General features: G+C 72.4%; 12 protein-coding genes. 7 read left to right on the top strand and 5 right to left on the bottom strand.

Annotation, left to right across the window (positions count from 1 at the left end; translation table 11 throughout):
- Positions 1-1,474 (top strand): glycogen debranching protein GlgX (gene glgX, locus ACWCSD_RS38405; RefSeq protein WP_449922285.1); only part of this gene is annotated, 1,474 nt, incomplete at its 5' end.
- A 28-nt stretch (positions 1,475-1,502) separates the two neighbouring features.
- Here glgX and ACWCSD_RS38400 read toward each other — a convergent pair.
- Entirely contained in the window at positions 1,503-1,904 is a 402-nt protein-coding gene (locus tag ACWCSD_RS38400; RefSeq protein WP_358284798.1) for a hypothetical protein, read from the bottom strand.
- A 132-nt stretch (positions 1,905-2,036) separates the two neighbouring features.
- Between ACWCSD_RS38400 and ACWCSD_RS38395 the strand changes: the two genes are divergently transcribed.
- The 3 genes from ACWCSD_RS38395 to ACWCSD_RS38385 are packed head-to-tail and all read left to right on the top strand — an operon-like array spanning position 2,037 to position 4,258.
- The gene (locus ACWCSD_RS38395; protein WP_352325690.1) at positions 2,037-2,759 is read left to right on the top strand and encodes a pyrimidine reductase family protein; all 723 of its coding nucleotides are present in this window, start codon (positions 2,037-2,039) and stop codon (positions 2,757-2,759) included.
- A complete protein-coding gene (locus ACWCSD_RS38390) occupies positions 2,756-3,892 on the top strand; it encodes an ATP-dependent DNA ligase (RefSeq protein ID WP_397163626.1) in 1,137 nt (378 codons plus the stop codon). Before ACWCSD_RS38395 ends, ACWCSD_RS38390 begins: the two co-directional genes overlap by 4 nt.
- A 27-nt stretch (positions 3,893-3,919) precedes the next feature.
- A complete protein-coding gene (locus tag ACWCSD_RS38385; RefSeq protein WP_357964915.1) occupies positions 3,920-4,258 on the top strand; it encodes a hypothetical protein in 339 nt (112 codons plus the stop codon).
- 25 nt (positions 4,259-4,283) lie between these two features.
- Here the strand turns inward: ACWCSD_RS38385 and pgeF are convergent, their stop codons facing one another.
- Together pgeF and ACWCSD_RS38375 are read right to left on the bottom strand one after the other, a co-directional pair.
- Complete coding sequence (gene pgeF / locus ACWCSD_RS38380) at positions 4,284-4,991, bottom strand: peptidoglycan editing factor PgeF (protein ID WP_449922281.1); 708 nt, start codon at positions 4,989-4,991, stop codon at positions 4,284-4,286.
- Between the two features lie 9 nt (positions 4,992-5,000).
- Positions 5,001-5,678, bottom strand: a complete 678-nt coding sequence (locus ACWCSD_RS38375; protein WP_449922279.1) for an N-acetyltransferase family protein — start codon at positions 5,676-5,678, stop codon at positions 5,001-5,003.
- 57 nt (positions 5,679-5,735) lie between these two features.
- Here ACWCSD_RS38375 and ACWCSD_RS38370 point away from each other — a divergent pair, with 57 nt between their 5' ends.
- Positions 5,736-7,181 (top strand): aldehyde dehydrogenase family protein, encoded by a 1,446-nt coding sequence (locus ACWCSD_RS38370; protein ID WP_397163622.1) that lies wholly within the window; start codon positions 5,736-5,738, stop codon positions 7,179-7,181.
- 17 nt (positions 7,182-7,198) lie between these two features.
- Positions 7,199-8,086: a tetratricopeptide repeat protein gene (locus tag ACWCSD_RS38365; protein WP_358284786.1), complete on the top strand. Its 888-nt coding sequence runs from the start codon at positions 7,199-7,201 to the stop codon at positions 8,084-8,086.
- Positions 8,087-8,159: 73 nt separating this feature from the next.
- Here ACWCSD_RS38365 and ACWCSD_RS38360 read toward each other — a convergent pair whose 3' ends face one another.
- Complete coding sequence (locus ACWCSD_RS38360; RefSeq protein WP_352365635.1) at positions 8,160-8,561, bottom strand: RNHCP domain-containing protein; 402 nt, start codon at positions 8,559-8,561, stop codon at positions 8,160-8,162.
- Between the two features lies 1 nt (position 8,562).
- Positions 8,563-8,931, bottom strand: a complete 369-nt coding sequence (locus ACWCSD_RS38355; protein ID WP_352325680.1) for an RNHCP domain-containing protein — start codon at positions 8,929-8,931, stop codon at positions 8,563-8,565.
- 319 nt (positions 8,932-9,250) lie between these two features.
- On the opposite strand from ACWCSD_RS38355, the gene ACWCSD_RS38350 reads away from it, so the two are divergent.
- On the top strand, positions 9,251-10,199 hold a 949-nt coding region (locus tag ACWCSD_RS38350; protein ID WP_449922276.1), incomplete at its 3' end, for an acyl-CoA dehydrogenase family protein.

The following is a 10,199-nucleotide window of genomic DNA, read 5'->3' as shown; positions in this document are numbered from 1 at the left end:
GACCAACTACTGGGGCTACAACACGATGGCCTACCTGGCCCCGCACGGCCGCTACTCCGGCTCCGGCACCCGCGGCCAGCAGGTGCTGGAGTTCAAGGCCATGGTGCGGGCGCTGCACGAGGCGGGCATCGAGGTCATCCTCGACGTGGTCTACAACCACACCGCCGAGGGCGACCACATGGGCCCCACGCTGGGCTTCCGGGGCATCGACAACGTCAACTACTACCGCCTGCACGACGGCGACCGGCGGTACTACCTCGACTACACCGGGTGCGGCAACTCGCTCAACGTGCGCTCGCCGCACGCGCTGCAGCTCATCATGGACTCGCTGCGCTACTGGGTGCTGGAGATGCACGTCGACGGCTTCCGCTTCGACCTGGCCTCGGCCCTGGCCAGGGAGCTGCACGACGTCGACCGGCTGAGCGCGTTCTTCGACCTCATCCAGCAGGACCCGGTGATCTCGCAGGTGAAGCTGATCGCCGAGCCCTGGGACGTCGGGCCGGGCGGCTACCAGGTCGGCAACTTCCCGCCGCTCTGGACGGAGTGGAACGGCAAGTACCGCGACATCGTGCGCGACTTCTGGCGGGGCACCAACTCCGCGCTCCCCGAGTTCGCCTCCCGCCTGACCGGCTCGGCCGACCTGTACGAGTCCTCCGGCCGCCGCCCGGTGGCCTCGATCAACTTCGTCACCTGCCACGACGGCTTCACCCTGACCGACCTGGTCTCCTACGACCACAAGCACAACGAGGCCAACGCCGAGGAGAATCGCGACGGCACCAACGACAACCGGTCCTGGAACTGCGGCGCCGAGGGCCCGGTGGAGGACCCGCACATCGTCGCCCTCCGCCGCCGCCAGCGCCGCAACTTCCTGACCACGCTGTTCCTGTCGCAGGGCGTGCCGATGCTCTCCCACGGCGACGAGATCGGCCGCACCCAGCGGGGCAACAACAACGCCTACTGCCAGGACAACGAGCTGGCCTGGATCGACTGGTCGATGCTGCACGCCGAGTCCGACCTGCTGGAGTTCGTCAAGACGTTGTCGAAGCTGCGCCGCGAGCACCCGGTCTTCCAGCGTCGCCGCTTCTTCCACGGCCGCCATCCCGACAACGGCAAGCGCGACCTGGTCTGGCTGACCCCGGGCGGCAAGGAGATGACGGCCGGCGACTGGCACACCGGCTACGCCAAGTCGCTGATGGTCTACCTCAACGGCGAGGCCATCACCGAGCCGGGCCCGCGCGGCGAGCGGATCGTGGACGACTCCTTCCTCCTGCTCATCAACGCCCACCACGAGAACCTGTCGTTCACGCTGCCCGGGCCGGAGTTCGGGTCCGAGTGGCTGCCGGTGCTCGACACCTGTCACGACGTGGTGGAGGAGGCGTTCGGCGACGAGCGGTGGCGGGCGGGCGACCTGGTGGCGGTGACCGGCCGGTCCTTCCAGGTCCTGCGGCTGCCCAGGGAGCCGCAGACGCCCTAGCCGCCGGGCCGATGTCGCCGGCGGGCCGTCAGAAGACGCGGGCGATGCCGGCCGTGACGAGGAGCAGCGCGAACGTGGTCACCCCGGCCACGCCGTGCAGGACCACGGCGAGCACCGGGAAGCCGGTGGCCCGGCGCTGGTGGCGTCCGCCGCCGAGCCAGCGGGTGAACATCGTGAAGCCCAGCAGCGCGGCCACGGTGAGCCCGCAGAGGGCGAGCCAGGCCAGCGGGGCGCGGCCGGTCAGCAGGTAGGCCACCCAGCAGGCCAGCGACGCGGCCGCGAGCGCCGGATGGGACAGCAGCAGCGTCACCGGGAAGCGGGTGACCTTGGCCTCCTGGCGGCGCAGGCCGCCGGCCGAGAGCCAGCGGTAGAGCAGGTAGATCCCGATCAGGGCGGCGATCGTCCATGTGACGGCGGTGAGCAGGCCCATGTCCCCTCCCGGCGAGGCTCTGCCGCCACCGTATGCAGACTCCGGGCCTTTCGTCCTTCAGTTACTCAAAAGTGCTGTCAGCCGCAAAACCCCCGGGGACGGTTTGTCGGTGGGGTGTGCCAAGGTAGAGGAGTGCGGCGCATCTATCCCGACTTTCAAGACAATCCGGACATCCCCGAGGCGTACGCCTACCCCGAGGGGCGGCCCTGGCTGCGACTCAACATGGTCTCCAGCGCCGACGGCGCGGCGTGGCTGCAGGGGCGCTCGGGCGGGCTGTCGAGCAGGGGCGACAAGCGCATCTTCGCCGTCCTGCGCGGGTTGTCCGACGTGATCGTCGCGGGGGCGGCGACCGTCCGCACCGAGGGCTACGGCCCGGTCAAGCCGCGCGCCTCCTGGTCGTCGATCCGGGCCGGGCGTCCCGACGTGCCGCCGATCGCGGTGATCACCCGCAGCCTCGACCTCGACCTCGACGGCGAGCTGTTCACCGACGCGACCAACCCGACGATCGTGATCACCTGCGAGTCCGCGCCCGCCGAGCGCCGCAAGCTGGCCGGCCGGCGGTCCGACCTGATCATCGCCGGCGACGACGGCGTCGACATGCGGCTGGCCGTGCGCGAGCTGCACGAGCGCGGCCTGACCCGCGTCCTGTGCGAGGGCGGCCCGCGCATCAACGCGCAGCTGTCGGCCGACGACCTCATCGACGAGTTGTGCCTGTCGGTGAGTCCCATGCTGGTCGCGGGCGGCGCGGCCCGCATACTGAACGGCGTGGCCGCGCAGGTCCCGCTTGACCTCCGCCAGGTCCTGGAAGAGGAGGGGGTCCTCTTCTGCAGATACACGAGGGAGCAGAGCCCATGACCGAGCAGCCCGTCGAAGAGCCGGAGCCGGTGCCCAACCTCCCGGTCCGGCCGCCCGTGCCGCCGATGCTGGCCAAGCCGGTCAAGGCCATGCCCAAGCAGGACGGCACCCTGTTCTACGAGCCCAAGTGGGACGGCTTCCGCTGCATCGTGTTCAGGGACGGCGACGAGGTCTACCTCGGCAGCCGCAACGAGCGTCCATTCACCCGCTACTTCCCCGAGCTGGTCGAGGCGGTCAAGGCCGAGCTGCCCGGCAAGGTGGTGATCGACGGCGAGATCGTGCTGCCCCGGGGGGCGCAGCTCGACTTCGACGCCCTCCAGCAGCGCATCCATCCGGCCGCCTCGCGGGTCAAGCTGCTCTCGGAGCAGACGCCGGCCCAGTTCATCGCCTTCGACCTGCTGGCCGTGGGCGAGGAGTCGCTGATGGAGGAGCCGTTCGCCGAGCGGCGGCGGCGGCTGGAGGAGCTGTTCCCGCACCAGGGCGGGTCCGTGCGGCTGACGCCGGTCACCACCGCCGACGAGCAGGCGCGCGAATGGTTCGACGCCTTCGAGGGGGCGGGCCTCGACGGCATCATCGTCAAGCCGGGCGACCAGCCGTACGTGCCGGACAAGCGCACGATGTTCAAGGTCAAGCACGAGCGCACGGCCGACGTGGTGATCTGCGGCTACCGCGAGCACAAGACCGGGCCCATCGTCGGCTCGCTGCTGCTCGGCCTCTACGGCGACGACGGCCGGCTGCATCACGTGGGCGTGGCGGCCTCGTTCCCCATGGCGCGCCGGGCCGAGCTGGTGGAGGAGCTCAAGCCGTACCTGGCGGAGCTGAGCGAGCACCCGTGGGGCCACTGGGCCGAGCAGGCCACGGCCAACGCCGGGCAGCCGGCGGCGGGGCCCGCGACCGGCGGGCAGCGGGTGCCGGGCGCGGTGTCGCGGTGGAACGCCAAGAAGGACCTGTCGTTCATCCCGCTCCGGCCCGAGCTGGTGATCGAGGTGGCCTACGACCAGATGGAGGGCGACCGGTTCCGGCACACGGCGCACTTCCGGCGGTGGCGGCCCGACCGCACGCCCGAGTCGTGCACGTACGAGCAGCTGGAACGGCCGGTCAGCTACGACCTCGACGACATCCTCGCCCGTTAGGGGGCAAAGCGGTCTAGTCTCTCCCTTATGACCACCGGTGATGAGCTCAAGGCGGCCGTGTCCGCGCGGCGCGACCTCGGCCCCGACTTCGAGGACGCCCTGGTGGAGTCGTTCCTCGACAAGGTGGGCCAGGAGGTCGACCGGCGGGTCGACGAGCGCCTGGCCGGCACGGCCCCGCGCGCCAAGGCGCCCGCCAGGGGGTCCGACGGCCAGCGGCTGGCGCTGGCGATCGTCTCGCTCTCGCTGGGCACGCTGTCCACGGTCGCGCTCGCCTTCGCGGGGGGCGGACGGGCGATGGCGCTGATCCCGATCTGGGTCGGGATCATCATCGTGAACGTCGTCTTCAACGGCTCCCGCGAGAAGTAACCCCCTCCGGGGGCGGGCTTCCGGGTCAGGTCAGCCAGATGAGGCCGGCGAAGCGGCCGCCGGGCTGTTCGCGGCGGTGGGAGTAGAGCTCGGCGGACTCGATGGTGCAGCGCGCGTCGTGCCGCACGTCGGCGACGCCCGCCGCCCTGAGCTGGGACTCGATCCCGGCCCGCAGGTCGAGCGCCGGGGTCCCCCACGACGTCGTGGACCACGTCGGCGGCACCTTCGAGGCCACCTGCTCGCGCAGGTCCTCGGGCACCTCGTAGCAGCGGCCGCAGGCGCCGGGGCCGATCAGCGCGACCATCCGGCCCGGCCGGGCGCCCTTGGCCGCCATGGCCTCGACCAGGGCGGTGGCCACGCCCGCCTCCGTGCCGGGACGTCCGGAGTGGGCGGCGCCGACCATGCGCGCCTCGGGGTCGGCCACCAGCACGGCCGGGCAGTCGGCGCCCAGCGAGGCCAGCGCCAGGCGCGGCTCGGTGGTGAACACGCCGTCGAGCGGCGGCGGGTCGGCGCCGAACGGCTCGCTCACGTAGGCGACGTCGGCGCCGTGGACCTGGCGCATGTAGACGACGGCGCGCACGCCCAGCTCGGCCGCCAGGCTCTCGCGGTTGGCCCGTACGGCCGCCGGGTCGTCGCCGACCATGCCGCCGAGGTTGCGTGAGCCGTACGGCGGGGCGCTGACCCCTCCGTGGCGGTCGGTGACGACGGCGTGCACTCCGGGGGCCAGCAGCATGCCCCGATCCTATCCGGGCTGAGGCGAGAAGCCGGGGCCGCCCGGGGAGTCGCCGGGCTGTGGGGAGGAGCCGGGCTGTGGGGAGGAGCCGGGCTGCGGAGAGGAGCCGGGCTGTGGGGAGGAGCCGGGGCCGCCCGGGGAGGAGCCGTGCAGGATGGTGCCGGGCGGGCGGCCGAGCTCCAGGTACATGTTCACCTCGTCGAAGCGCCATTCGCCCACCTCGACCACGTTCGGCAGCCGCCCCCACTCGCGGAACCCGAGGCTCTGGTACAGCGCGATCGCGCCGTGGTTGTTGCCGCGCGCCCGCAGCGTGAGCGTCTCGATGCCGGCGGCGCGGGCGTCGTCCGCGAGACCGGACACGACCACCCGGCCGAGCCCGAGCCCGCGTGCCTGCGGGTGGGCCATGACCTTGCCGATCTCGCCGGAGTGCCGGAAGACCGCCTCCTGGCCGCGCCGCCACAGGCCCATGGCCTGCACCGTGCCGTCGACCGTGGCGAGGGCGAGCCGCCCCTCGCCCTTCCTGGCCATCGCGAGCGTGGACTCCACCCAGGGGTCGGTCTCGTCCCTGGTGGGCGGCGCGAGGTAGCCGACCGCGCCGCCCAGCTCGACGACGGCGTGCAGCACGCGGTGGACGGCGGCGAGCAGGGGCTCGTCGGCGGTTTCCGGCCAGGTCAGGTCGATTTTCACGGAAGACCATTATGCCCCGATCCATCCGGGACTGGCCCGCTCATGGCAAGCAAGCATATGCTTGGGCGCGTGCCTGACTACCGCAATCTCATCGGCGGCGAGCTGGTCCCCGCGGACCGGACGATGGACACCGTCAACCCCGCCACGGGCGAGGCGTGGGCCCGGATCCCGGCCAGTGGCGCGCGCGAGGCCGAGGCCGCCGTGGCGGCGGCGCGGGCGGCCTTCCCCGCCTGGTCGGCCATGCCCGCCCTGGGCCGGGCGCACTTCCTGCGCAAGGTGTCGGAGGTGTTCACCCGGCACGCCGAGGAACTGGCCCGGCTGGAGACCCGCGACAACGGCCGCATCCTGCGCGACACGCTCAAGAAGGACCTGCCGGGCATGGCGTACCTGTGGCAGCTGGCCGCCGGGCAGTGCCTGGAGGCGGTCAAGGGCGACACCGTCCTGCTCGGGCCCGACACGCTCGGGCTGACGCGGCGCGAGCCGTACGGGGTGGCGGTCTGCATCATCCCCTGGAACTCCCCCATCTCCACCTTCTCCGCCAAGGCGGCCTACGCCCTGGCCGCCGGGAACACGGTGATCGTCAAGCCCGCCGAGCAGGCCGGCGCGTCGGTGCTGCGGCTGGGCGAGCTGCTGGCCGAGGTGTTCCCGCCGGGCGTGCTGAACATCGTCAGCGGGCTCGGGGAGGAGGTCGGCGACGCGCTCGTCCGGCACCGGGACGTCGGCAAGATCAGCCTCACCGGCTCCACGGCCACCGGCCAGGCCATCACCCGGGCCTCGGCGGACGCGCTGAAGCCGCTGACGTTCGAGCTGGGCGGCAAGTCGCCCAACATCGTCTTCCCGGACGCCGACCTGGACGCCGCCGCGCAGGGCGTCACCGTGAACTCCGTCTACACCGGCAACGCCGGGCAGGTGTGCGTGGCCGGCTCACGCATCCTCGTCCACCGGTCGATCTGGGACGACCTGCTCGGGCGGATCAGGCACATCTGCGCCGGGCTGGTCCTGGACGACCCTCTCGACCTGGCCACGACCATGGGCCCGATCGTGTCGGCCGGGCAGTTCGAGCGGGTGCGCTCGTACCTGGAGACGGCCGAGAAGGAGGGGGCCGAGCTGGTCTTCGGCGGGCGGTCGGGGGCCGAGGTGGTGCCCGGCCTGCCGGGCGGCTACTGGGTGGCGCCCACGCTCTACACGACCGAGGACAACGGCCTGCGCATCTGCCAGGAGGAGATCTTCGGGCCGGTGGCGGTGGCCATCCCGTTCGAGAGCGACGAGCAGGCGCTGGAGATCGCCAACGACTCGCCGTACGGGCTGGCGGCCGGGGTGTGGACGCGGGACCTCGGACGAGCGCACCGGTTCGTGCGGGATCTGCAGAGCGGCACCGTGTGGGTGAACACCTACCGCCAGATGCCTCCGGGCCTGCCGTTCGGCGGCGTGAAGGACAGCGGGTACGGCCACGATTCCGTCCTGGAGTACACCCGGGAAAAGGCGGCCATCATCCAGATTTAGTTAGATAGATTCCCTCCATGAGCGAGGGGATCAACGACCAGTCCGAGCTGACCGAGCTGTCCGAGGCAGCCGCCCAGTCGCGGGCGTCCGTGCTGCGCAGCCGAGCCGAATCGTACATCGCGCTGTCGCGGCACGAGGCCGCTATCGCCGATCTGACCGAGTCGATAACGCTGGTCCCGGACAACGCCCGGGCCTGGCGGCTGCGCGGCGAGAGCCATCGGGTCATCGAGCGGTACGAGGCCGCCCTGGCCGACTTCGACGAGTCGTTGAGACTGGAACCCGACAGCGCGTACGCGCTGGGCTCGCGCGGCCAGGCGTACGCGGCGCTCGGCCGGCTGGAGGAGGCGATGGACGACTTCGACCACGCGCTCACCCTCGCCCCCGAGTCCCTGTGGATCCTGGAGGCCAAGGCCGACGCCCTGGTGGACATGGACCGGCTGGACGAGGCCCTGGACGAGCACGCCAAGATCATCGCGTTGAACGAGGAGCTGGCGTACTCGTGGGTGGCGCGCGGTGACCTGTACCAGCGCATGCACCTCTACAGCGAGGCCATCGCCGACTACACCAGGGCCCTGGAAGCCGACCCCGATCACGTGCGGGCGCTCAGCCGGCGCGGCGAGGCGCTGCGCATGACCGACCGCTACCAGGAGGCGCTGGCCGACCTGAACCGCGCGGTCGAGCTCGACCCCGACAACGACCGCGCGTTCGGCAGCCGGGGCGCGGTGCTGAGCGAGATGGGCGACAACGAGGCCGCGCTGCGCGACCTGGACCGCGCCATCGAACTGGACCCCGAGTACATCTGGGCCTACCGGGTGCGCGGCGAGATCTTCCAGGAGATGGAGCGGCACGAGGAGGCGGTGAACGACTTCACGCTGGCCCTGCGCCTGGAGTTCGGCGACGACTAGGCCGTCGCGAGCGGCGGGCCGCCCCGGAGGGCGGCCCGCCGTCGTCAAGGCACCTCTTTGACAGCGCCTTGTGTCAGAGCGCCAGCAGGGCGTTCACCGGCAGGCGGCTGTCGGACAGCGGCCGTACGGCGATGCGCAGCAGGGCCAGCGCGTTGTCGTCGCCGGCGATGCGGTTGGCGCTGAGCCCGCCGCACGCCTGGCAGTGGTGGATGATCAGCCACTCCCCGTCCGGCCTGACGGTGACGCTGAGCGCCGCCATCGGGCCCCGGCAGCCCGCCCGCCGGTCCCCCGGGATCCGGTGGTCGACGTGCAGGCTGGTCAGGCAGTGCGGGCAGTGGTTGCGGTGCGCCGTGCCGGGCGCGTCCATCGGTACGTCCAGCCGGCAGCCGACGCAGCGGAACGCGTCGCCGCGCTCGTCACGTCGCACGGCCTTGGGCTGTTGCGGCCTGGCCCGGCCAGGGTTTCTCCTGGGCATGTCACAGGTCGCCGAACGCTTCGAGCGGGAACGGCGGCTGCGCGAGCGGGCGTACGGCCATGCGCATGAGGATGAGCTGGTTGTCGTCCCCGCAGATCGGGTTGGACGTCAGCTCGCCGCAGCGCGAGCAGCGATGGATGATCATCCAGTCGCCGGTGCGGAGGACCGCGATGGAGATCGGGTTCATCCGCGACCGGCACTCCGACGGGCCGCCCTCCACCCGGTCGAGCACGTGCAACGAGTGCAGGCAGCTCGGACAGTGGTTACGGCGGACGCCGCCGGGCGCGTACGCGGCGACGGTCAGGCCGCAGCGGACGCAGGCGAAGGTGTCGGTGCTGATGATGGAACGAGGTTTGCCGTTGGCAGACAACCTGGGTTCTCCTTGCCGGATTTGTCGTGAAAAAGGCAGCAAGGGAGCGCCGAGCGGGCCTCACAGGCACGCTGGTGCCACAGGCGGTCCGGCCCATTGAGGCCAGGACTTCAGATGCTCGTCCTCAGGCTCTGGAACACAGGGAGGCGAGCACACCCGCGGCACGAGAGAGGCGCGCTGGGCGCCGTGCCGGTCATCAACCCACCTCCACAAGTCGCACCGAACAGGACGGTTGCCAGGCTAACCGCCCCCTCCGGTCGCGCGCCAACGGTTTTCCCGGGCCCTGGAGATCGACCGAATATCGTTCTAGTGTTCGTCCATGGGGATCGGGCTGACCGAGGAACACCGGGCGCTGGCGGCCTCCGTGCGGGGGCTGGCGGGGCGTACCGTCGAGCACCGGGCGCTGGCCGGGCAGGGGCTGCTGGGGCTGCACCTGCCGGAGGAGCACGGCGGGCAGGGGTACGGGCTGGTCGAGTTGTGCGTGGCGCTGGAGGTGCTGGGCGAGCTTCGGGTGGCGGGGCCGTACCTGCCGGGTGTGCTGGCCTCGGCGGCGCTCGCCCGGTCCGGGAGGCCGCCCGCGCCCGGCCTGCTGCGCGGGCTGGCCGACGGGTCGCTGACGGCGGCCGTCGTGCTCGGGCCGCTCACCCTCGGGGCCGCCGTGGCGCTCGGGCCGCTCGCCCTCGGGTCGTCCGGGGCCGACCTGTTCCTCGTGCCGCACGGTGACGGGTGGGCGCTGCTCGACCGGGCCGGCGTGCGCGCCGAGCCCGCCGAGGGCGTCGACCTGGACCGGGACCTGTGCACGGTCACGGCCGTCGCGGGCCGCGACGTCCCGCCGGAGCGCCTGCTGGGGCCGGTGCCGGTGCGCGAGCTGGCCGCGGTGCTGCTGGGCGCCGACGCGTGCGGCACCGCCGCCTGGGCGGTCGGCGCGGCCGCCGCCCACGCCAAGGTACGCGAGCAGTTCGGCCGCCCGATCGGCCAGTTCCAGGGCGTCAAGCACCGGGTGGCGGCCGCCCTGGTGGCCTTGGAGCAGGCCCGCGCCGCCGTCTGGGACGCCGCCCGCGCCTTGGACACCCCACCTACGGACGCCCCGCCCGCGGACGGGCCCGCCGGGCTCGGCGGGCTCGGCGGGCTCGGCGGGCTCGGCGGGCTCGGTGACGACGTGCGGCTGGCCGTCGGCCGAGTCGACCCGCACCACCACGCGACCGCTGGCCGACCCCGGCTGGAGAGGCGACGCCAGTGGCCGAGCCGACCTGGAGGGCGACGACACC

The organism is Nonomuraea sp. NPDC001684, from assembly GCF_053596515.1.
Note: the sequence above shows the minus strand (reverse complement) of the source record. Positions and strands in the feature narration are given on the sequence as shown.